General features: G+C 62.0%; 19 protein-coding genes. 8 read left to right on the top strand and 11 right to left on the bottom strand.

The genetic code is table 11. The features are described from left to right. Window positions 1-27 precede the first annotated feature (27 nt). The 3 genes from QD228_RS09430 to QD228_RS09420 form a co-directional block, all read right to left on the bottom strand. The gene (locus QD228_RS09430; protein ID WP_191237161.1) at window positions 28-774 is read right to left on the bottom strand and encodes an SAF domain-containing protein; all 747 of its coding nucleotides are present in this window, start codon (window positions 772-774) and stop codon (window positions 28-30) included. A gap of 80 nt (window positions 775-854) precedes the next feature. After that, on the bottom strand, window positions 855-1,235 hold the full coding sequence (locus QD228_RS09425) for a hypothetical protein (RefSeq protein ID WP_084208465.1): 381 nt from the start codon (window positions 1,233-1,235) through the stop codon (window positions 855-857). 270 nt (window positions 1,236-1,505) lie between these two features. Continuing rightward, window positions 1,506-2,276 (bottom strand): extensin family protein, encoded by a 771-nt coding sequence (locus tag QD228_RS09420; RefSeq protein ID WP_279875337.1) that lies wholly within the window; start codon window positions 2,274-2,276, stop codon window positions 1,506-1,508. Between the two features lie 232 nt (window positions 2,277-2,508). Here QD228_RS09420 and QD228_RS09415 point away from each other — a divergent pair, with 232 nt between their 5' ends. Beyond that, window positions 2,509-3,519, top strand: a complete 1,011-nt coding sequence (locus tag QD228_RS09415; protein ID WP_176503866.1) for an LLM class flavin-dependent oxidoreductase — start codon at window positions 2,509-2,511, stop codon at window positions 3,517-3,519. Window positions 3,520-3,621: 102 nt separating this feature from the next. On the opposite strand, the gene QD228_RS09410 is transcribed toward QD228_RS09415, so the two are convergent. Next, on the bottom strand, window positions 3,622-5,253 hold the full coding sequence (locus tag QD228_RS09410; protein ID WP_176503865.1) for a BCCT family transporter: 1,632 nt from the start codon (window positions 5,251-5,253) through the stop codon (window positions 3,622-3,624). A 388-nt stretch (window positions 5,254-5,641) separates the two neighbouring features. On the opposite strand from QD228_RS09410, the gene QD228_RS09405 reads away from it, so the two are divergent. Then, window positions 5,642-6,073, top strand: a complete 432-nt coding sequence (locus tag QD228_RS09405; protein WP_279854749.1) for a hypothetical protein — start codon at window positions 5,642-5,644, stop codon at window positions 6,071-6,073. A gap of 267 nt (window positions 6,074-6,340) precedes the next feature. Here QD228_RS09405 and QD228_RS09400 read toward each other — a convergent pair whose 3' ends face one another. Both QD228_RS09400 and QD228_RS09395 read right to left on the bottom strand, forming a co-directional pair. After that, window positions 6,341-7,393, bottom strand: a complete 1,053-nt coding sequence (locus QD228_RS09400) for a capsular polysaccharide synthesis protein (RefSeq protein WP_279875336.1) — start codon at window positions 7,391-7,393, stop codon at window positions 6,341-6,343. 230 nt (window positions 7,394-7,623) lie between these two features. After that, on the bottom strand, window positions 7,624-8,352 hold the full coding sequence (locus tag QD228_RS09395; RefSeq protein WP_176494099.1) for an HAD family phosphatase: 729 nt from the start codon (window positions 8,350-8,352) through the stop codon (window positions 7,624-7,626). A gap of 262 nt (window positions 8,353-8,614) precedes the next feature. Here QD228_RS09395 and QD228_RS09390 point away from each other — a divergent pair, with 262 nt between their 5' ends. Continuing rightward, complete coding sequence (locus QD228_RS09390; RefSeq protein ID WP_136939284.1) at window positions 8,615-9,406, top strand: OBAP family protein; 792 nt, start codon at window positions 8,615-8,617, stop codon at window positions 9,404-9,406. Between the two features lie 233 nt (window positions 9,407-9,639). Here QD228_RS09390 and QD228_RS09385 read toward each other — a convergent pair whose 3' ends face one another. After that, window positions 9,640-9,834, bottom strand: coding sequence for a DUF3008 family protein (locus QD228_RS09385; protein ID WP_077371330.1), 195 nt, complete (start codon window positions 9,832-9,834; stop codon window positions 9,640-9,642). A gap of 275 nt (window positions 9,835-10,109) precedes the next feature. On the opposite strand from QD228_RS09385, the gene QD228_RS09380 reads away from it, so the two are divergent. Further along, a complete protein-coding gene (locus tag QD228_RS09380) occupies window positions 10,110-11,558 on the top strand; it encodes an amidase (protein WP_279875335.1) in 1,449 nt (482 codons plus the stop codon). Between the two features lie 203 nt (window positions 11,559-11,761). Here the strand turns inward: QD228_RS09380 and QD228_RS09375 are convergent, their stop codons facing one another. Beyond that, entirely contained in the window at window positions 11,762-13,594 is a 1,833-nt protein-coding gene (locus QD228_RS09375) for a dipeptidase (RefSeq protein ID WP_279875334.1), read from the bottom strand. 267 nt (window positions 13,595-13,861) lie between these two features. After that, entirely contained in the window at window positions 13,862-14,752 is an 891-nt protein-coding gene (locus QD228_RS09370) for a LysR family transcriptional regulator (protein ID WP_084208457.1), read from the bottom strand. Between the two features lie 134 nt (window positions 14,753-14,886). Between QD228_RS09370 and QD228_RS09365 the strand changes: the two genes are divergently transcribed. The 3 genes from QD228_RS09365 (at window position 14,887) to QD228_RS09355 (ending at window position 19,401) form a co-directional block, all read left to right on the top strand. Further along, complete coding sequence (locus QD228_RS09365) at window positions 14,887-16,002, top strand: 4-oxalomesaconate tautomerase (RefSeq protein WP_279875332.1); 1,116 nt, start codon at window positions 14,887-14,889, stop codon at window positions 16,000-16,002. 206 nt (window positions 16,003-16,208) lie between these two features. Beyond that, window positions 16,209-17,342, top strand: coding sequence for a tricarboxylate transporter (locus tag QD228_RS09360; protein WP_254696510.1), 1,134 nt, complete (start codon window positions 16,209-16,211; stop codon window positions 17,340-17,342). Window positions 17,343-17,421: 79 nt separating this feature from the next. After that, on the top strand, window positions 17,422-19,401 hold the full coding sequence (locus QD228_RS09355) for a tripartite tricarboxylate transporter permease (RefSeq protein WP_279875330.1): 1,980 nt from the start codon (window positions 17,422-17,424) through the stop codon (window positions 19,399-19,401). Between the two features lie 137 nt (window positions 19,402-19,538). Here QD228_RS09355 and QD228_RS09350 read toward each other — a convergent pair whose 3' ends face one another. Then, window positions 19,539-20,555, bottom strand: a complete 1,017-nt coding sequence (locus QD228_RS09350) for a helix-turn-helix transcriptional regulator (protein ID WP_279875328.1) — start codon at window positions 20,553-20,555, stop codon at window positions 19,539-19,541. 569 nt (window positions 20,556-21,124) lie between these two features. Here QD228_RS09350 and QD228_RS09345 point away from each other — a divergent pair. Then, the gene (locus QD228_RS09345) at window positions 21,125-22,237 is read left to right on the top strand and encodes a CNNM domain-containing protein (protein ID WP_084208453.1); all 1,113 of its coding nucleotides are present in this window, start codon (window positions 21,125-21,127) and stop codon (window positions 22,235-22,237) included. Between the two features lie 144 nt (window positions 22,238-22,381). Here the strand turns inward: QD228_RS09345 and QD228_RS09340 are convergent, their stop codons facing one another. Further along, a complete protein-coding gene (locus QD228_RS09340) occupies window positions 22,382-23,191 on the bottom strand; it encodes an NYN domain-containing protein (RefSeq protein WP_279875326.1) in 810 nt (269 codons plus the stop codon). Between the last annotated feature and the right edge of the window lie 85 nt (window positions 23,192-23,276).

Genomic DNA, 23,276 nt, shown 5'->3' with positions numbered 1-23,276 from the left:
AAGGCCCTGTCTCCACCAGCGGAAATCCTACAGCGTTATGTCCACGCTTCGACGCTGCAATCCCTGGAAGATCTCGATTTGACGCGTCTGAACGGCAGGTGCGATTGGCAAGCGATGTTTGACCTCCTTGCCATGCAATACCAATGACACTCTTTCCTGGGCGCCCAGACTTGCAAGCCGGAAGATATCCTCAGGAAGAGCCGCGATGACCAGGCCGGATGTCTGACTGGAAGACTTGCCGATGACCTGAGGTGACAGCGATGAAAGGGGGCCACTCTCCACCGGAGAAGGCTGCGGATTGTTCATGGTACCCATCAGGCGAACCTGCTGTGCGATGACACGGACTCGCCCGTTCAGGCTACCGATGACATCGAAGGTATCACTGGGTTTTATCTGTGAGACGGGGAAGGAATGGCTCGCCATGGGGAGCGAGAAAAGTACTCTATCCTCAGGAATGTAGTGCGAGAGACTTTGACGTTTCACCGGCTGGAGATCCTGGGACTGGATGACATCCCCCGGCAGACGATTGCGCGTCATGACCTTGCCGATTGCCATGCTCATGTCCTGCAACCCTCCTGCCACATCCTTCATCATCTTGAGCTCCAGCATCTGAGGGGTGACGATTTGACCCCGAGCGATGAGATCGTTGGCCACCAGCACCTCTTCAGCCCCCACACGCTCGTACTGTCGATACCCCAACAGGCTTGCCATCGAGGTGGATATCAGGAAAACGACCATGGCGATCGTCGTGCTGCCATTGAGACGAATGTTCATGGCATCCTCCGATATTCAGTTATGGCATGGCGGGCGGGCCGGGCATCCTGACGCTGATACCCGACCCGTGACGATGTCGATTACGGAGTGAAGCTGCTGGCACTTGCCGCATCATCCGCAGCGCCACCCGTACTTGGCCCGGAGCCATTTGCAGCGCCGGACTCGGTGAAGTCGACCGCCACGAAATCAAAGGTGACTTCGTCACCGGCATTGGTATCGGTACTGTCAATGAAGCCCGAACCTTCCAGGAATGCCGTACCTTCCGCGTTGACCAGACCATCAAATGCATAGGATTGATCAAGCTGGCCGATAGCTTCTGCCACATCCTCCATTTCCGCCGTCAATGAATCTCGCATGGTGACAAGTCCTACCACCATACCGATGACCATCACCGAGAGAATCAACACCAACTCGGTCGTCATCACGAAACCTGCCTGGGACTTCTTGGTTGTCTTTTTCATCTGAGAATCTCCAGTGAGGATATCTGCGTCAGCGTCGCTTTCCTGTCCGACAATTCGTGGCCACCGTCAGACTGTCATCTGCATCGTCTGCCTACGCCATGAAGACTAATGGATTCAGAGAGTTTCAACTGCAAACCAATGTGTCGCGCCATGTCACACCGGAAATGGCGTAGACATCAGGCATGAAAAAGGCACTGTGCGAGTCGCATCAGTGCCTTTTTCGATCAATGTTGGTCGGCTTGGAAAGCGCCGCTCAGACGCCGTGAGGAATCACCGGCAGAATCGCCAGCCCCGTGTGCCGAGATGGAAATGATCACGATGTGCCGCGTTGTAATCTGGCCCCAGCACGGTGCCGAAGCTCTCGCAGGCAGCGTCCTGCACGGCGCGCAGGAAACGCCCCGGGGCATCCTCATCCTCTGGTGCCGTCCAGTCGCGTGGCAGGCGGACCTGACGCCCATCCGCCAGCGTGAAGCCTGAGACATCCAGCGCATCTGCGGTGGCATGCTCACTGCGACGTGCGTTCTCCCGCCCATAGATATTGCGACAGGCATAGCTCCCCAGATGGGTCACCTGCGTCACCCTACTCCCCATCACCTCCTGCGCCGCCGTCTGCAGGCCATGGCGCTCGAAACGCAACCAGCTCACGGCCAATGGACAGCTGGCGATGAAGGACTGGTTGAAGCGAACGCCCTGCCCCTTGTCCGTGTCCCCGGGCACGGCATGCATGCGCACGCTGTTGATGAGCCCACAGCCACTGTCACTGGGGCGATCCGGCAGAAAGGTCACCCGTTGCGGGGCTTCCCGCTCGACAAAGGCGCGACAGGCGGCCGGGTCATCGTCGAGTCGTGAGAGCTTCCAGCCGGTCAGCATGCCGGGCGGGTCACCCAGCTGCAGAGGCGTCCACGGCAGATGATGCGCGGGTATCCAGCGTGACAGCACGAGGATGTCCCGCTGAAGCGCGACGCCCAGCAGGATGACTGCCAGGCACATCAGCGTGATCCAGCGGCCCTTGTGTCCTGCCTTGCGTTGCGGTCTGTCCATGACATGTCTCCTCTTCGTGGCTCGAGTCCCTCGTCGCCGTGCTCGGCTCCCGGCATGCCTGAGACATCTCCCATGCATGCCATATCAGAAACAGTGAAATGAAGGATGAGGCGCTGCCAGACACTCGCCTGTCCACTATGCTGGGCGCAATCCAGCAGAGCGGTCAGACGCACCCTGATGGGCCGCGATCCTCTGACTGCCTCTGCACGGCAACGCGATTTCAGGAGCGAACATGACGACAGCATCCACCTCACGACTGGGCAGGATACCGCTCTCGGTGCTGGACCTTGCCCCCATCCGAGACACCGGCAGTGTTGCCGAAACCTTCCACAATAGCGTCAGCCTCGCCCAGCATGTCGAAGCGCTGGGCTTTCATCGCCTGTGGCTGGCAGAGCATCACAACATCGATGGGATCGCCAGTGCCGCGACATCAGTGCTGATCGGCCATGTCGCCGGCAAGACATCACGTCTGAGAGTCGGCTCCGGCGGCATCATGCTGCCCAACCATCCCCCTCTGGTGGTGGCCGAGCAGTTCGGTACCCTGGCCACGCTCTATCCTGACCGCATCGACCTGGGACTCGGGCGAGCGCCGGGCTCCGATGGCATCACCATGCAGGCGATGCGCCGCGATCCCTCCGCCGGCGTGCACGACTTCCCTCAGCGGCTGGCCGAGCTTGAGCAGTACCTGGGCGAGGCTTCCCCCGCTCAGCGCGTCAAGGCCATGCCGGGTCAGGGCACTCATGTGCCCCTGTGGCTGTTGGGGTCGAGTGATTTCAGTGCTCGCCTGGCGGCCGAGAAGGGACTGCCCTTCGCCTTCGCCGGCCAGTTCGCGCCCGGCTACATGCTGGAGGCCATCCGGCTCTATCGTGAGAACTTCACGCCCTCCGCGGTGCTGGACGCGCCCTACGTGATGCTCGGCCTGCCGTTGATCGCCGCCGAGAGCGATGAACGCGCCCACTTCCTGGCCAGCACCCAGCAACAGAAGTTCCTGAACCTGATCCGCGGCGAGAGCACGCGCGCCCTGCCACCCCGCGAGACGCTGGACTGGTCAGCGCGGGAAGAAGCCATGGTCGGCCAGAATCTGGCAGCCGCCATCATCGGTGGGCCTGAGCGCATTCGCCGCGAACTCGAGCACTTGCTGGAAGTGACGCAGGCGGACGAATTGATGTTCAACTCGGACTTCTATGACCATGCAGACCGTCTGAAGAGCTACGAGATACTCGCCGAGGTCGCCAGGCGTTGACCGAAAGGGGATTTCCCCACCACGCTTCACCCTCCTGCCCCACGCAAGACGCCGCCCACATGACATGTGAGCGGCGTCTTGCTGTCAGAGCACGGGCTCGGCTCAATGGTGATCGCGCGGGTTCACTCGGCGATTCTTGACGTCCGGTGCACGACGGATGCGGTCTTCCTCGGCCAGGCTATCAGCCTCGAAGACATCCGCACCGACCGGTGTCTCGCCATGACGGCGATAGAGCTGGCTGAGCATCTGGCGGCGGTCTGCACGCAGCTCCTTCACCAGCACCACGATCATTCCGTAAAGAATGAAGGTGAAGGGCAAGGCCGAGAGGACCGAGGCCGACTGCAGGCCCTTGAGACCGCCCGTCGAGATCAGCGTCAGACAGATAGCCGCGATCAGCACGCCCCAGACCACACGCTTGTAGAGCGGCGGGTTGATCGAGCCGGCGTCCGTCATCTGCGCCACGATATAGGAAGCCGAATCCGCCGACGTCACCAGGAACACGAAGATCAGCAATATCGCGACAACGGACAGCACATTGCTGAAGGGCATCAGATCGAACATCTCGAACAGCGCGGACGTGATGTTGGCATCCGTTGCGGCAGCCAGTCCGACATCCCCACTCAGCTCCATGTTGAGCGCCGCGCCACCGAAGACACCGATCCACAGACAGGCCAGCAGCGGCGGCACGATCAGCACGCCCACCACATATTCCTTGATGGTACGTCCCCGCGAGACACGCGCCACGAAGGTACCGACGAAGGGTGACCAGGCGATGACCCATGCCCAGTAGAAGACGGTCCAGGAACTGTTCCAGTCATTGCCGTCATAGGGCGACATGCGCAGACTCATGCCAATGAAGTTCTGCAGATAATCGCCGATCCCCAGCGTGATCGTCTTGAGGATGTCCAGCGTCGGCCCGGTGAACAGCACATAGAGCATCAGCGCGATGCAGATGCTCATGTTGAGGTTGGACAGCCGCTTGATGCCCTTGTCGAGCCCGGACCAGGTCGAGGCCATGTAGGCACAGAACATCACCCCCATGATGATGAACTGCCACTGCCAGCTCTCCTCCACTCCGAAGACGAAGTGCAGACCACCATTCATCTGCAACACACCAAGCCCCAGCGACGTCGCGACCCCCATCACGGTGGCCACCACCGCAAAGACATCCAGAACTGGCCCGTAGCGGCGCACCTTGGGGTGCTTGGCCGTCACGGACGACAGCACCGAGGAGACCAGCCCCGCCTGCCCTTTCCTGAACTGGAAATAGGCGATGATCAGCCCGACGACCGAGAAGGCGGCCCACTGATGGACGCCCCAGTTGAAGAAGGCATATTGGATGGCGTAGCGCGCGGACTCAGGCGTCTCCCCCGGCATGTCACCGAAGGGAGGCTTCAGATAGTGCTGCATGGGCTCTGCCATGCCGTAGAACACCAGCCCGACCCCGAACCCCGCCGCCAACAGCATGCTGACCCAGGAAAAGAAGCTGTAGGAGGGCCGACAATCCTGCGGCCCGAGGCGGATCTTGCCGTATTTGCTCAGCGCGAGGCTGACCAGAAAGATCACGAAACCAAAGACGGAAATCAGATAGAACCAGCCGAACATGCTGGTCACGGCGCCAAGCGCCTGATCAGCCAATTCACCGAAACGGGTGGGGAATCCTGCCCCCAACGCGACCAGACCCAGAATGATGATGACTGACGCGCTGAATACGCGCTTTCCTCCAGATGTCATATATCGCTACTCCCTGTTAGCTGTGACAGCGGTGAGGTGGATCGCGCACCAGCGAGAAACGAGTAGCGCTATCGCCAACGAATATTCGCAGTGCCTTGTAGACATGACTCTGATTCCCCAGAACTTCAAGGGCCAGCGACGGAAAACTTGCGTCTGGCCGGCGCTGCGTGCACCGAGGGGCAGTCAGATGACGGGCATCATCCTGATGTCGGAAAGCGGTGTGTGAATCATGGCAGGCGAAGCTTGCCAGATGATGCCTGATAGGCAGCTCATGACAGGCGGTTTTTGGCAGGCGGCTCCTGACGGGCATTGGCGAACACGCCGAAAGACTTCTACATTACTTGTACACAAGTGATAGAAAGATGACCTGCCACGGAGAGAATCCCCGATGCCTGTTCAAGCCTCCACCTCGCGCCACACGGCGAACACCGAGAATGCCACCCTCCCTACAACGCCCCCTGACACACTGCATGTCAGCTCACCTGCCGAGCGGCAGGCTGAGGCCAGCATGACGCTCGACTCCCTGTCGCGCGCCCTGCAACAGGGCATGGTGCCGGTCGTCGAGGTCATGTCATTGGATGGCATCTACAAGGTGCGCATTCACCACTGCCATGGCATTTCCGATCTGACTCGCCTCGATGGCAAGGCCCTGTGGTTCAAGGGCACGGGAGAGATACGCGATCTGATGAGATCGCGGGGCATCAGTCACGGCGTGCTGACCTGGGCGGATCAGTGGGGGGATGAGATGATCGGCATGGTGTCGCGCTCCCTCACTCAGGAGGAATTGCTGGCCTGGGGAACGCGGATCTGCTTTCGCTAGCGATGACATGCCCAACGCCTCACAGGCTCTGTGGGGCTCTCCGGCAAGCACGTCCTTCTGCCATCAGCTCCTGCTGCCAGCTCCCACTGCTACGTCCCATGACAAGACGGGCCCCGGAGTGACTCCGGGGCCCGTCTTGTCATCTTGCTTTCTCGCGTCACTCTCGCGTCACTCTTGCATCACCCTCGCGTCACCCTCCCGCCGACGCCGCTGACCTCGCTTGTCGACACCCAAGGATAGACACCCAGGGATGGACACTGGCCAGGCTCAGACCTCGGCCGCTTCTGGCGCAGCCTCGGGATGCCTTTCCAGCAGCGCCAGCAGGTGGGCCTTGCGTGCCTTGAACAACTCACGGTGCTCGTAGTCTCGCTTGTAGGTCTGCTTGGAGACCACGGCCGTCTCGAACACCTCGAACGGTGCACCATTGCTGGCGAAGCGGTTGTCCAGCGCCATGAACGCCTCGATCAGAGAGGGCGTGTAGTGCTGACGCAGGCTCTCGTTGAAGAAGTAGCCCACCGAGAAATACGGCATGAAACCATGGCGCTCCGCGTCCCGAACGAAATCGGCATACAGCAGCGTGGGATGCTGACGTCCGATCCCCAGCTTCGCGTGATTCTTGGCACGATTGGACACGAACACGGCCGTCTGGCGTGGCTGGAACAGATGCTCCACGAACAGTGCCAGAACCCGCGTGACCACCGGGGACCCTTGCCGGGCAGCGATGAACCAGGCTTCCACGGGCCGGCTGGGTGCCTTGTGCTGACGGAAGGTGAAGACGCCATGTCTGGCGGTGGCGCCGGGCAACCATGTCGCGAGCGGCGCCAGGCAGAACGTCGTGGCATCCGCCCAGATGCCACCGAAGCGACTCAACAGATAGAGTCTGAGAACATCCGTCTTCATCGCCATCGACAGCCTGACGGTGGATAGCTCGAACGCCGCCATGAGGTCCACGCCCAGCACCTGCTCGAGATTGTCAGCGTTCAACAGGCGCACTTCGTGGTCCGGATTCTGTCTCTGCCAGGATGCCACGCTCAACTGCACCACTTCCGGCGCCTCTTGTAGCGGGGCATGCCAATACATCCAGATGATCTTCTCGACGCCCTGCTGCTCTTCACTCGTCTGGTGTCCGCTCGTCTGGCATTCGCACGCGGCGCGCAGATGCTCAAGCGCCGCAGAGGCTTGCTGATGCCGAGGGGTGCCGGGCTCAAGCTGGTCAATGCCGTAATGGGCGTCGTAACGACGACTGAACCAGGGGACACGCTTGCGCAGCCAATAGCCCTTGTTTTCAAAGGTATCACTGGCAATGAAGGCGTTGATCATCACGATTTCCGAAAGACGAAGAGGTAGCTCCAGAAGCCACGAGGGAGCGATGAATGGACAGGACTGCCGGCATCTCGACACGCGACGGTATCAGGCACAGCGGCTTGCGGCGCTGTGGCGACACCCTTGTGACGCTTTTTCGATGACGGCATTCCCGCGATGTTACAACAGCCGGCCAGTGCCGTCCTGCGGGTTCACAATGTCAGTCGTTCACCTCGGACGGCATCGTGTCATGCCGGCTCCTGCACCTGGTGGCCTGCCTCCCGGCAGCGTTCGGGGAATTCCTCCCAATGCTTGATGAGCTGCCAGGCGCCGGTATCCCGCAGCACCTCGGCGTGGCCCGGCGGAATGTGGCTGGCCCCCAGATGCCCCACGACCTTGAGACCCGCAGCCACGGCTGCCTGCATCCCCGTGCGGCTATCCTCCACCACCAGGCATTCCTCGGCGGAACGACCCAGCGTCTTGAGGGCGAGCAGATAGAGGTCGGGCGCCGGCTTGGGGTTGATGACGTCATCGGAGGTGAAGATCGGCAGTTCCCGGTCGCCATTGGCCGCGGCGATCTCGTCCAGAATGCCACGCAGTCCCGAGCTCTCGAGATTGATCTTCATGCGTGAGGCGGAGCTGTTGGACACCACCGCCAGGGGCAGGCGCTGATCGCGAATCCACTCGAGCGTCTTCACCACGCCCGGCATGGCCTCGAGGCCATTGGCGAGACGCTGATCCACCTCCAGACGAACCTGCTCCAGGGCATCGGCCGGCAGGCGATGCTGACTGCGGCCTTCCAGGTCCACCAGGATGTCGCGCGTCATCATCCCCAGGCAGCGATCCAGCTCATGCTCGATCTGCTCGCTCGTGCCGAGATCCGGCAGCCACAGCGGCAGCTTCTCCTTGAGCACGCCGTCGGCAATGATCTCGCTATCGACCAGGACTCCATCACAATCAAATATCAGCTGTTTCATTCAATCTCCAGGCAATCAAAGGGAGGTGCATGGCATCGGCCTGTCACCCGAGGGGGCTTGTCAGGGCAACGATGACGCCATGACAGTCATCATTTCCCTCATTCATGAGGGCGGAGGCGACACAAGGCAATCCTTGAGCACGAATTGCCGTGTTCCGAACGTCACCATCGCACATCCCTTGACCTCGCCAAGCAAGATGCACTGCAATGAGAAGGTGTGACAGGGATTCTCACTTACTCGAGACGACCACGCAGGAGGAAGTATGCATCATCGTACGTCCACCCCATGCCATCACGCCTCACACTCCACGCGCGGCTTCGGCACTGGCCTGCTCGCTGGTGCGGCCGCGGCGACCGCCTTCTTTCTGGGACGCCGTCTCAACCGTGCTCGCAAGGTCAGCAGCGGCCATCCGCTCAAGCACCAGGTGCTGGACGCGGCCTCGCAGGTCATGCAGCGCAAGTACCCGATGGAAGCGATGAGCACCTACCTCAACGGCTTCCACCATTACGCCGATGACATGGGCCGCCAGGTGGAAGCCAGTCATTTCTGCATCCACCTGGAACATGATCTCCACCAGTGCGTCATCTTCGATTCCAACCGCAGCGACGCACGTCTGATCGGGATCGAGTACATCATCAGCGCCGAACGTTACGAGCGACTCCCCGAAGAAGAGAAGCCGCTCTGGCACAGCCATCACTATGAGGTGAAGTCCGGCATTCTGGTCGCTCCGGGCATCCCGGAACTGGCCGAGCGCAGTTACTTCGAGGATCTGGTCACGACCTACGGCAAGACCTTCCACACCTGGCAGATCGACCGCGACGACTTCCCCTACGGGATTCCGCAACTGATGATGGCCTTCACCCGTGACGGCCAGATCGACGAGGAGCTGATGAAGCGCCGCGATGAACGCCTGGGCATCAGCACCGAGGAGCGCCGCAGCAAGCGTGCGGATATCGCGATGCCCAAGGTCAGTCCGAAGGCCAATGGCGGCCCGACACCGCCTGACAGCGAGTCGCATCAGCCGCCTCACGAGAGCCTGGACGACCAGCGCTGAACCCCTCTCGACAACGAATGACGCGACTCATGACAGCACTCATGACAGGGCGCCCGGCAATTGCCGGGCGCCCTGTCATCTGAGCAAACCACTCGGGGTGGCTTCTTCTCGGCACCACCTCGATCGTGGCGGTCGTGCTGGTTGTCGTTCTGGTCGTCGTTCTGGTCGTCGTGCTGGTTGTCGCTCTGGTTGTCGTGCTGGTTGTCGTTCTGGTCGTCGCTCTGGTCGTCGTGCTAATCGTCGCTCTGGTTGTCGTGCCGCGGTTTCCCCTCGCGTGAGGTGGAGGCCATCTTCTCGAGTTCCTCCTCGCTCATGGAGTCGTACATCGAACGCGCCGCGCCCTCCAGCTCGCTCGCCTTCTGCTCTCCCCGGCGCGCGGCCAACGCCGCTCCTGCTGCCATCTGCTGTGCCCTGGACTTGGCTGGCATGACTCTCCTCCCGTCACTCTGGATGAATTCCATGCGCCATGATCGGCGCCAGCGAGCCTGACGCGGTGACTCGCTGTCATGCTCATTCACCGCCATGCGGCTCTCCCGCGAGCTTTTCAAGCCTCGACAAGCCTTGAGTTTCGCCCCGCTGACCCAAGGCCATGAACAACAGGCCACGTCTTGTCAGCGATGCGTCAGCCACAGCGTACCGCTCGTCCATGCAAGCGCCATATGCCATCCATCGATAGGCCCCGTTCACCCGCAGGAGAGCCGCCATGCCCGACGCCGAATTCCCCCACGACCTGACGCCACATTCCGCCCAGGATGACCTGACCACCCTGGACGCCGAGCAGCTGTCGCGCGGCTATCAACGTGGCCAATTCGACCCGCTGCAAGTGACACAGGCAGTGCTCGCCCGTATCGAGCGACTCAATCCGGCGGTCAACGCCTACGTGCATGTCGCGCATGACACGGCGCTGGAGGCGGCGCATCACGCCAGACAGCGCTGGCAGGCGGGCAAGCCCCTGAGCCCGCTCGATGGCATCCCGACCTCGCTGAAGGATCTCACCGATGTCGCCGGCATGCCGGCGCGCGAGGGCTCGCTCACCACGGCGGCCACGCCCTGTCAGCAGGACGCCCCTCCGGTGCGGCGCCTGCGCGAGGCAGGCGCGATTCTGCTGGGCAAGACCAATACCCCCGAGTTCGGCTGGAAGGCCGTCACCGACAATCGCGTGCATGGCGCCACCGGCAATGCCTGGAATACCGCGCTGACCCCGGGCGGCTCTTCAGGGGGGGCGGCCACCGCCGCCGCCCTGAACCTGGGAGTCCTGCATCAGGGTGGGGATTCCGGCGGGTCAATTCGCATTCCCGCCGCCTTCAGTGGTGTCTTCGGCTTCAAGCCCACCTTCGGCTGGACAGCCCAGTGGCCTCCCGCCCAGGCCGCGTCCCTGTCCAGTATCGGGCCGCTCACCCGCAGCCCGCGCGACGCCGCCGCCATGCTCAATGTCATCGGCCGTCATGATGCACAGGACCCCTACGCCACCCGCGGACAACCCGAGGATTGGGGCGTGGAGATCGGCACGCCACTGACAGGCCTGCGAATCGCCTACTCCCCGCGCCTCGGGCAGGCCGATGTCGACCCCGAGATCGCCAGTCGGGTAGCACGCGCCGCAGAGCGTCTGGCAGGGCTTGGCGCCGAGATCGTGGAGGTCGATCCCCCCATCGACTCAAGCCTCGAGATGTTTCGCAAGATCTGGTTCACCGCGTCGCTAGGGGTCTGGAAAGGCTGTGATGCCCGCCAGCGCGAACAGCTCGACCCCGGCCTGGTCGAGAATGCCATGCGTGCCCGCGACTGGACCTCGCTGGAGTTGTTCGAGGCCTTCGAGGCCAGGCACCGGCTCACCCAACAGCTTGAGCGCTTCCATCAGGACTACCCTCTGCTGCTGACGCCAAGCGTCGCCGTCCTCCCCTTCGCACTGAATCATCAGGTGCCGCCCGCCAGCCAATGGCACGACTGGGAGGAATGGACGCCGTTCTCGTACCCCTTCAATCTGAGCGGCCAACCCGCCGCCTCGGTCCCCTGCGGATTCACCTCGCAGGGACTGCCGGTCGGCTTTCAGCTGGCAGGCGCCAGGCACGCTGACGTCCATCTCCTGAAAGCAGCCACCGCCTATATGGACGCCTACCCGACCGCTCATCCGGCCGAGCCCTACCGCCCGAGGTGAGATCGCGCGGCCGCATTGGCTGACCGGCGACCTTCACAGACGACAACGCCCGCCACTGCCCCTTCATCAGGGGCGGTGGCGGGCGTTGGCATGTGATGCCTGTCACCCAGGCAAGAGGCAATTTCCGGGGCTATTCAAAAGTCTATTTCAATACGCCATGCAAAAGGCGATTCCCATGACGTCGGCCCCGCGAACTCACCCGATTACTTGAGCGAATCCTGATTGCCGATGCGGGCCATCATCTCGGTGAACATCTGGATGTCCAGCAGCAGATTGTCGACACGCTTGAACTCTTCAGAGGTATGTCCGGTATAGGTCTCGCCCGGCATCGACGGCCCGAAGTTGATCGCATTGGGCAGCAGCTTGGCGGTCGTGCTCCCCGCCGAGGAACGCGGCTCGGCATCGAGTCCCGTGGTATCGCCGAAGATGTTGAGCAGCGTCTGGAGCCAGGCACCGCTGGGGTCACGCAGCATCCAGTCGCGAATCTCGACGTTCAGCGCCACGTCCATGCCCTGCTCCCTGGCATAAGCTGTGAGCTTTTCCTTGATCACCTGGCTGAGTTCCTCAGGCGACTTCTCGCCCGCCGGAGCCCGCACGTTGACCGCGACACGCAGCGCGTCGTCCTCCTTCTCCAGATAGGTCGGCGTCACCTTGAGCGGTCCCATGAAATCATGGGAGTAGGCGATGCCCAGCAGCTTGCCGTGATAATCCAGCCCGTAATTGTCATTCAGGTAGTGCACGGCATCTTCATAGGCACTGTCCTGGAAATCGATACCGGAGGTGGCCAGCAGTCCCGCCAGTCGTGTCACCGGATTCACGCCATTGGCCGGTGCCGATGAGTGGGCCGACTTGCCCGTCACCGTGACGATGACATCCTCGCCCTTCACTTCACTGGCGACGCTGAAATCCTTGCCGTGCTCGTTGACGTAACGGCTGCCAAGCGCTTCCAGCTTGTGGTTGAGCGCCTTGGCGCCCGCGGCATCACTGGCGTGCAGGGTGGCGACGGAGCGCTCGGGAATCTGGTTGGTCGCAAGTCCCCCCTTGAAGGAAGTGATCGCCGGCAGGGCATCCGCCGCCTGCCCCGTCTGTGTCTCGCGTGCCAGCGGGAAGCGCGCATCGATGGTGCCGAAGCCATTCTCGGCGGTGATTGCCGGATAGCCGCTGTCCAGCACGATGTTGTATTCGGGCAGCGCGTTGTGCGCCTTGTAATAGGCGAAGCCGTCACCACCGGTCTCTTCCGTCGTCTCGATCATCAGGCGAATGGTGCGCTTGACCGGCACCGCATTCTCCTTGAGAGACTTCATGGCATACAGCGCCGCGGCGATGGAGGCCTTGTCATCCTCGGTGCCACGCCCGTACAGCTTGCCATCGATCTCGGTGACCTCGAACGGATCCAGGTGGGTGCCATCCTCAAGCGTCCAGCCCTCCTGGTCCGCCGGCACCACATCCCCGTGGGTGAGAATGCCGAACACATCCTCCCCCGTCCCCTTGAGCTCCACCTCGAAGACACGGTCATCCACGTTGCGGAACGTCAAGCCGAATGCCTCTGCCTTGTCCTTGATCAACTCACCGAAACGCGAGATCTCGGGGTTTTCATGCTGGGGTTTCTCACCGACCTTGAAGGTCGGGATCGCGACCATTTCCTTGAGCAGCTCCTGGACGTCATCGCCATACTGCAGTCGGTTGTAGACCCCCAGCAGGCGATAGACGTTGACGAAGTCATCCCCCTCCAGCGACTCGCCGGCCAGATAGTGGTCAATGGCACCGGAAACCGCGCTGTCTTCCTGATTGCGTTCCGCGACCTGCTTGAGGAAACCGTTGAAGTCTGCCGCCAGTGTCTCCTGCCCCTGCTCGACCAGACTGGCCAGCTGCTCATGCTTGAGCGTGTGCTCGCCCTGCGGCGCGCGCTTGCCAGTGTCATCGGCTGCCATCGGCTCATCCGCGCTGACAGGCAGCGCGCTGCCAAGCCCGAGCGCCAGGCCCAGCGCAAGGGCTGTCTGACGGGAGGTGGCGTGAGTGGCTATTCGGGTACTCATGGGCATGTGCATCCTTGTATTGGGCAGGTATCCACGTCATCAATGGCCTGACGGCAGGAGGTGGGAGCAAGCCCCTCACCGACCTGCGCCATCAGGCGGATCCCGCGACATCGAGACGCTGTCATCGGCCACGCCGTCGAACATGCTGGCCGTGACCTGTTCCTTTAGTGAAACACAAAAAACTTATACATAAACAACTCATATATTGAGCCGAGGCTGGCCAGCCCCTGCACGCCTGACACTCATGGGCCCTTCCCTTGCGTGTGGTCAGTTCCAGCGCTTGAGCAGAATCTCGATGAACAGCTCCGCGATCGGTGACAGCGACTCACCGCGACGCCGCAACAGGCCAATGGTGCGGTCAATGCGTGGCTCGGGCAGCTCACGCTGACACAGCACCTCGTGCTCCGGCCCGGGCATCGCCATCGACGGCAGGATGGCGACGCCAAGCCCGCTCTCGACCAGCCCCAGCGAGGTCGAGAGATGCTGGACCTCGTAGAAGCCGTCCAGATGCAATCCGGCGGACAGCAGGGTGTTGTCGAGCAGAATGCGGTTGCCGCTGTCACGCGAGACGGTGATCAGGCGCACATCATCCAGATCGCTCCACTCGACGCGCTTTTTCTGTGCAAGCGGATGGTCGCGACGCAGTGCCAACACGAAGGGATCGCGATAGATGGAGGTGAAATCCACTGCCGGATGGTGGGCACTGACCATGTTGATACCAAAGTCTGCCTCCCCCGAGACCACCCTTTCGACCCCTTCATTGGCACTGACATCCAGGATGCGAATCCGGATGCCGGGGTAGGCGGTGTTGAACTCGCGCACCACGCTGGGCAGGAAGTAGAAGGCTGCCGTGGGCAGGCAGGCGATGGTCAGCACCCCCTTGCGGTGGGTGGCCAGCTCGCGAACGCCCACCAGAGAGGATTCGTAATCTTCGAGCAACTTACGGGCTTTTGGCAGGAAATCACGTCCAATTGGCGTCAGTCGGCTTCTCCGCGTCGTACGCTCCAGCACTTTTGCACCGAGCACTTCCTCCAGTTTCTGGATACGGCGCGACAGGGCCGGCTGCGAGATGTGCAGTCGCTCCGCCGCTTCATTGAAGGAATGATTCTCGGCCACTTCGACAAATGCCGACAGATCCAGAAACTCCAATCTATGCATGCAACTATCCTATTGATTCATTATTCGGATTAATGCGTGTAATGGTGACAGTATAGTTTTTATTTGCATTTGATGCATAGATCATCGGCTGTGATGCTTCAGAAAGGCGCAAACAGACAGGAGCGCGTTCCAACATGATGCATTCACTTTCTTGCATGATCCTACGTGGCGGTACCTCTCGGGGCCCCTTCCTGCGTCTGGATCACCTCCCCGCCGATGACGACGGCCGTCGCGAAGTCCTGCGCCAGGTCATGGGCTCCGGCCACGCATTGCAGATCGATGGGCTGGGCGGCGGCAATTCGTTGACCAGCAAGGTCGCCCTTGTCGGCCCCTCCACGCATCCTGAAGCGGATATCGACTATCTGTTCGCCCAGGTCGATGTGGAGGGCGACAAGGTCGATTTCTCGCCGAACTGCGGCAACATGCTGGCCGCGGTCGGCCCCTATGCCATCGAGACCGGCATGATCCCGGCAAAGGGTGACCTGACCCGTCTGCGGATTCACAACCTCAACACCGGCACCCTGATCGACAGCCAGGTCCCGACACCCGATGGTCGCGTCGCCTACCAGGGCGACACGCGCATCAGTGGTGTGCCCGGCGCCGGCAGTGCCATCAAGCTGGGCTTTCTGGGCGCTGTCGGTGCCAAGACCGGCAAGCTGCTGCCCAGCGGTCAGGTCATCGACGTGATCGAGGGCGTGGAGGTGACCTGCCTCGACTCCGCCACGCCGGTGGTACTGATCGAAGCGGCAAGTCTGGGCTGGGCAGGCAACGAAGCGCCCGCCGAGATGGACGCCAACCGTGACGCGATGGCACGCCTCGAGAAGATTCGCCTCAAGGCGGGGGAATTGATGGGCATGGGCGACGTCAGTGACTCGGTGCTGCCCAAGCCGGTGATTCTCTCCGCTCCGCGCACCGAGGGTGGCACCCTGTGCGCACGCTACTTCGTGCCGCACCGCTGCCATGGCGCACTAGCCGTCACGGGGGCCATCACGCTGGCCGTCGCGACCAGTCTCCCCGGCACTCTGGCCAACCGCGTGGCGCTGGCCGCCGGCACCCTGACACCGGGGACTCTGGCGGAGAAGGTGAAGCTCGAACACCCGGCCGGGTTCCTGGACGTCGAGGTCGAACACGCCGATGACGACCCGATGACCCCCAGCCGTGTGTCCCTGCTGCGCACGGCACGCAAGATCATGAGTGGCGAGGTGTTCTTGAACCTCCCGGACTCGCTGGAAATGCCTGAACTCGCCTGAGCGCAGTCCGCGCGCGTGCAGGATCGCCAGGCTTTCACGATCGCATGTGTCTCAGCACCGACAACGCCTCGACAAGCGCGACGAAAGCACTGCAGAAGATTGATTTACAATGCATTTGATTGAAATGAAATGACCTCTCTGCGCCGCCATGCAGTTAGCGCATCACTGATTGACAACGCATTCCAACAATAATCAGGAGTCAGACCATGTCCCTCATCGTGTCTACGCCCAAACGCCATGCCCTCAAGCGCCATGCCCGCACCACCGCCCTGGCCGTCATGCTGCCCGTCATGGGCCTTCTGCCGCTGTCTTCCGCCGTGCACGCCGAGGCGGAAATCCCTGACACCCTGACCTGGACCGTGCCCTTCGGGGTCGGGGGCGGCACCGATGTCTGGGCACGCTTCATGTCCAACTGGGTGACCAGGGACCTGCCGGGCAACCCGGCTGTCGTCATCGACAACGTGCCGGGGGGCGGTTCCATCACCGGCGTCAATCTGTTCAGCAAGCGTGCCGGCGATGACGGCGACGAGATGGTCGTCACCTCGGCCTCTACCCAGTATCCGGCCATGCTGCGTGATCGCCGCGTGCGTTACGACTATGCCGACTGGGAACCGATCCTCGCCGCCCCGACAGGCGGTGTCGTCTATGCCTCAAGCTCGCTGGGCAAGGACAGCGCCAGTGCACTCAAGGCCCTCGCCTCCCAGAAGGTGAAGTTCGCCGGCCAGAACCCGACCGGGCTCGAGATGCCGGTGCTGATGGCGTTCGATCTGCTCGACTTCCAGGTTGATCCGGTCTTCGGCATGAAGAGCCGTGGTGAAGGTCGCCTGGCCTTCGAGCGTGGCGAAGTCGCCCTCGATTTCCAGACCACCTCCGCCTACAGGAGCAACGTCACGCCGCTGGTCGACGCCGGCCAGGCCGTGCCGCTGTTCAGCCTCGGCGTGATGGATGACGAAGGCCACATCGAGCGCGACCCGTCCTTCCCGGACCTGCCGACCTTCTCCGAGCTGTATCTGGCGCAGGAAGGCCATTCACGCGATGACGAGGCCTATCAGATCTTCCACAAGTTCTTCGCCTCCGGTTACGCCATGCAGAAGATGCTGCTGGTGCCGAAGGGTGTCGATCCAGCACTGCTGGAGCAATACCGTCAGGCGGCACGTGACATGGCCAAGGACCCCGAGTTCCTCAAGGAAGCGGCGGTGAAGGTCGGTCCTTATGGCCTGATGGTCGGCAAGGCCGCAGCGGCGCAGTTGCAAGACGCCATGCAACTGAGCGAAACCCAGCACGAATGGGTCAAGCACTGGCTGATGGAACGACACGGTATTCGCCTGCAATCTCGTTGAAGCCCGCTGACGCTCTCCAGCGCCATGACGCTGGAGAGCGCAAGAAGCACCAGAGAAGAACAAGAGGTTGAGCAACGCCATGATCGACACCCTCCTGTCCAGCATTGGACACGTCTTCACGCTGACGCATCTGCTGTTCATGATGATCGGCATCTTCGTCGGCCTGCTGGTCGGCATCATCCCCGGCCTGGGCGGCATCGCCGGCATGGCGCTACTGCTGCCCTTCCTCTACGGGCTCGACCCCGGTTATGCACTGGGCATGCTGATGGGCATGGTCGCGGTCATCCCGACCGGCGATACCTTCGCCTCGGTGCTGATGGGCATTCCCGGCTCCAGCGCGTCACAGGCCACGGTGCTGGATGGCTTCCCGCTGGCCAAGAAAGGCCAGGCGGCGCGCGCGCTGACCAGTGCCTTCCTGTCCTCCCTGTGTGGGGGCGTGATCGGCGCCATCATTCTGACCGGCTTCATCCTCGTCGCGCGACCGCTGGTGCTGGCCTTCTCGTCAGCAGAGCTGTTCGTGTTGACGCTGCTGGGTCTGACGATGGTGGCGGTGCTGTCCGGCAAGAACCTGTTCAAGGGCACGGCGGCCTGTGGTCTTGGCCTGCTGGTCGGTGCCATCGGCGCCGCGCCGGCGACCGGCGAGTACCGCATGAATCTGGATATCGATTATCTCTACGACGGGGTGCCGCTGATCGTGCTGGGCCTGGGCATCTTCGCCCTGCCGGAGATCGTCGAGCTGCTGCTGGGACGTGGCAGCATCGCCAAGGACGGCAACACCGACCTAGGCAAGGGCTGGTCTGCCGGCATCAAGGATGTGGTCAAGAACAGGTGGCTGGTCGCGCGCTGCGCCGGGATCGGCAGCCTGATCGGCACCATTCCGGGTCTGGCGGGTTCCGTGGTCGACTGGATCACCTACGGTTTCGCGGTCAAGACCGCCAAGGACCCGAGCCAGTTCGGCAAGGGCGACATCCGCGGCGTCATCGCGCCGGAGTCCGCCAACAATGCCTGCGCCTGTGGTGCCATGGTGCCGACCCTGCTGTTCGGGGTGCCGGGCTCCGGGACGGCCGCCGTCTTCCTGGGGGGCCTGCTGCTGCTGGGCCTGGAGCCGGGCGTGTCGATGATCACCACCAATCTGGACATGACCTACACCATCATCTGGTCTTTGGCGCTGGCCAATATCCTGGGCGCGGGCCTGTGTCTGATGCTGGCGCGTCCGGTCGCGCAGCTGACACGTGTGCCCTTCGCCATTCTGGCGCCGGCCATCACCGTGCTGATCCTGTTCGCTGCCTATCAGGCCAGTCGCTCGCTGGGTGACTGGGCCGCGCTGGGCATGATCGGCATGCTGGGCGTGCTGTTCAAGACGGCAGGCTGGTCGCGTCCGGCCTTCCTGATCGGCTTCGTGCTGGCACCGGGTGCCGAAAACTACTTCTATCAGAGCATGCAGTTCCACGGCGCCGAAGCCTTCCTGCGTCCGGGCGTGCTGATCATCCTCGGCCTGATCCTGCTGGCCTTCTTCCTGCCGGTGATCCGCAAGGCAATCATGCGTCGTCGCCAGACCCATGAAGTGGTCGAGACCGCGCCGTCCCCAGAAGAGGATGTGCTGGAATCACGCGGTTTCGGTGGCGTCGACTTCCTGCTGCTGGGCCTGATGGGGCTCGCCGGCCTCTGGGCGCTCTACGACGTCAAGGATTTGATGCCACTCGGCAAGGCCTTCCCGACGCTGGCCGCCTTCATCACGCTGCTCTCGGTGATCGCCGTGGTCTTCAACGGCTGGCGTCGCGGCATGATTCGCGTCAAGCAACCGGCCTTCAAGGCAGTGGGTGTGGTACTCGGCTTCTTCGGGTTGATCGGCGTCAGCGCACTGCTGGGCTTCGTCTCCACCGCCGTGCTGTTCTGCCTGGGCTTCCAGCTCATCGTCGCACGCAAGTCAGCGGCGTTCGCGGGACTCTTCGCCCTGGGCGTCGCGGTCTTCCTGCTCGGGATGCAGGCGGCCATGAATCTGCACTATCCGACGGGACTGCTGGATGACGTGGTACTGCCGATGATTCCCTTCCTGTAAGGCCTCTCGCGCCGCAGACAGCCACGCAACGCAACGCAGCGCAAGAGACACCTGGCAACGACAAGAGAACGGGCACCCTGAGGGTGCCCGTTCTCTTTTCACGCCCGACCGTGACAGAGGCTGACGGCCAGCAGTGCTCAGTCAGCCCGCTGCGGCCGAGCCCGCACAGCCTGGGGCGAGAGCCCGAAATGACGCCGGTAGGCCGTCGCGAAGTTGCAGGCATGCGCATAGCCGACACGATGCGCCACCTGCTGCACACTCATGCCCTGCAACAAGGCCTGACGTGCGCGCTGCATGCGACATTCGCGCTGATACTGGCTCAGCGAACAACCATAGGTCTCGCGAAACTTCTGGCGCAGACTCGACGCGCTCATGCAGGCAAGCCGCGCCAGTTCCGGCAAGGCATGCTGACGCTCCGGCGCCATCTTCAACCGCTGACGCACCGCCTCGAGATGCCGACACGTACTGTTGGATGTCTCCGGGTACCCCGGCGTCAGCCTCTCGTGAGCCCGTTTCTCTCGTCGATTGGCGTTCGGGGCTCGGCCGTCAGCGCCCCTGTCACGAGCGACCCGATCCTCGGACACCTGACCGGCATGACACTGCCGAGCATGCCGGCGGCGCAAGGCACCTCCCAGCAATTGCAGGCCCAGCCCTTGCCATTCCAGCAGACAACATGTCTCACGAGTGTGCTCTGCGCCGTCGAGGCGCTGCGCCAGACATTCCGCCAGCTGCTGACGAAGGCCTGACCCCGGCCGCCACCGGCGAGGCTGAGCCGGCCAGGGGGGCGAATGCAGATCCCACTCGGCAAAGCGCTGCAGGATGTTGTCGGACTGCTGACGTTCATCCTCGATATGCAGCACCACACACCGCAGCCGCCCGGGGAAGTACCCGACGTTCAGAGCATGCGGGGAGCCCACCATCGGGGCACGAAAGGCGCCGCCTTCTCCCCGGGTGACATCGATCTGGACTCGCGCCTCTTCCGCGACCTTCTCGCTTGCACTCGACAAGGGCTCAGGACACGGACACGTGGCAGTTGGCGTCGCTGCCATGCCCGACAGCCTCAGCGTGCCTTCCAGTATCAGGCAGACATAGAGTCCTTCATGGAAGGGATGCACTTCCTGATAGCCGTCACGGATCGTCAGATCACACAGCACCAGACGCCCTCCGGGCCAGACCGGGATCTCCTGAACCCAGCCGATGCTGTGTGCATAGCGGACGGACTGCCAGCCCTCCCTCCGCACACCACACGGAGGCAAGGAGGAAGCATCCTGCTGTCTCAAGCCCTGCTGTCTCAAGCCCTGCTGCATGAAAGCGCCATTCCCTGGAGTCATGGATAGGTAGGAGTTGCCTCTGGGCGTGCGAGCGACGTGCCATGACATCGAAAAATCGAGGAATTGACTGCCTCACACCTTTATTTATGCAAATTCCCTTGATAAGAGCTGCTTTAAAATACAACAGATCTCAAAAGCAAAACAATCTCATTCATATTTCGCGCTGCGACTCTCCCCTAACCTTCTCCACTCGCCTTCTCCACTCGCCTTCTCCACTCACCTTCTCCACTCACCTTCTCCACTCACCTTCTCCCACGCACCCTCTCCCGACAGTCCCTCCGACGCCCGCATGCGCGTCGCGATGACAAGCGCCAGGCAATCAACGCCAAAGGTTTGACAGCCACCGGGCATCTGTCACTAATGGTGGCCTATCCACCCAAGGAGCACGCTGCATGTTTCTGCTGATTCTCTTTGCCGCCATCGCCATCGGCATCTCGTTCATCTGCTCCGTGCTGGAAGCGGCGCTGCTGTCGCTTTCCCCAAGCTATGTGGCAAGCCTGCGTGAGCAACACCCCAAGCGCCATGCGGCGCTGGCCACCCTCAAGGACAACATCGACAAGCCGTTGGCCGCCATCCTGACGCTCAATACCATCGCACATACGGTCGGTGCGACAGGCGTGGGGGCACAGGTGTCCGTCGTGTTCGGCGAGGCCTGGGTCGGCGTTGCCTCGGCGGTCATGACGCTGCTGATCCTGGTGGCCTCGGAAATCATCCCCAAGACCATCGGTGCCACCTACTGGCGTCAGCTGTCCCCCATGCTGCCCGGCGTGCTCAACATCATGGTCATCTCGCTCAAGCCTCTGATCTGGCTGTCGGAAATGATCACCTCGCGGATCGGCAAGCACTCGCATGACATTGATCTGCGTGGCGAGATCAAGGCGCTCGCACAACTGGGGCTGGAAAAGAAGGCGCTGGAAAATGATGAGCAACGCGTCATCACCAACATCCTCAACCTGCATGAGATGAAGGTGCGTGATGTGCTCACGCCACGTCCTGTCTGCCAGACGGTCAGCCCCGAGATGACCGTGGCCGAGTTCAATGACCAGTTGACGGTCTGGCCCTTCAGCCGCTACCCGGTGATGACCGCCGATGAGCGAACGCTGGGCATGATCCACCGCGCCGATGCGCATCAGGCCGAACCCACCACTCCGCTCAAGGACCTGATGCGCCCGATCAGCGAACTGCACGCCGAAGACAACGTCGAACAGGCCTTCGCTCGCATGCAGCGCGAGCGCCAGCACCTGTGTGTCGTCTACGACAATCTCGGCAACTGGCTGGGGGTCATCACGCTGGAAGACGTGATGGAGACGATTCTCGGCGAGGACATCATCGACGAGACGGACAACGTGGCCAATCTGCGTCGCTTCGCCCGCCAGCGCTGGATCAAGCGCATCGGTGCCGCCCCCTCGACACCGGACGACGCCCGAGAGAGCTCTTCACAGAACGACACATCACCGACAGAACACAAGGCATCAACGGAGGACTCCAAGCCCGGCCAGTCGTGACATGGACTGCGCGAGCCCCGCGCGCGTCAGGCGTGAAACCACCGCCACGCTGAACGACAGAAGCCCCGTGACAGCCAGACAGGAGACTGGCCATCACGGGGCTTCTGTGTCGAAAGACATCGTGCATCGTCAGATGACGAGGATTCAGCTGGCGTTTGCCGTCTCCCTGGCCTTTTTCCGGACATACAAATGCACGGAACCGCCTTTGACAGGGCGTTGCCATTTGTCCAGATACTCCAATTGCTGAATCACTCCCCCCAGCTTGCTGGCACCATGATCCGCCGGCGTGAAGCCGGGCATCTTCTTTTTCAGGTAACTTCCCAGCGCTGACAGGGCCGTCCAGCCATCCGTCTGTGGCAGCTCGTTCAGTGCATTGAGGATATGCGACCTCAGCTGTCGCTGTGCCTTGGTCGGCTTGACGAGGGTAACCGTCTCGGCCGGCGGCTTGCTCGGGGACTTCTTCACGACAGGCGACTTGCTCGAGGGCTTCGCCACGGCAGGCGTATCCGGCTCCCTGCGCAGACACTCGGTACGCAGGAAACTGTCACAGGCGGAAACGAAGGGTTGAGGGGTCTTGACTTCCCCGAAGCCATGCACGCGCATGCCGCTTTCCCTCAGACGTGTCGCCAGGCGCGTGAAATCACTGTCCGAGGACACCAGACAGAATCCCTCCACATTGCCCGCATACAACAGATCCATGGCATCGATGATCAAGGCGGAATCCGTCGCGTTCTTGCCTTGGGTATAACGGAACTGCTGGATAGGCTGAATGCCATGGTGCAGAAGTGGCTCCTTCCAGGGCGTCAGGTTGGAGGTAGTCCAGTCCCCATAGGCGCGCTTGATACTGGCGACTCCCAGTTTCGCGATCTCCGCCAGCAATTCCTCACAGACGGCTGCCTGGGCATTGTCTGCATCAATCAGTACCGCAAATCGATCTTTTCCCGTTGGTGACATGTCTCGCTCCATGATCTACGTCACAGGAGTCTCAAGGTCGCTCCCTGGGTCAATATGTCATGAATCCTGCAAGACAATCACTCGG

It is taken from the genome of Cobetia sp. 3AK (assembly GCF_029846335.1).
Classification (GTDB): Bacteria; Pseudomonadota; Gammaproteobacteria; order Pseudomonadales; family Halomonadaceae; genus Cobetia; species Cobetia marina.
The sequence above is the reverse complement of the archived record's forward strand: the minus strand, read 5'-3'. Positions and strand labels throughout refer to the sequence as shown.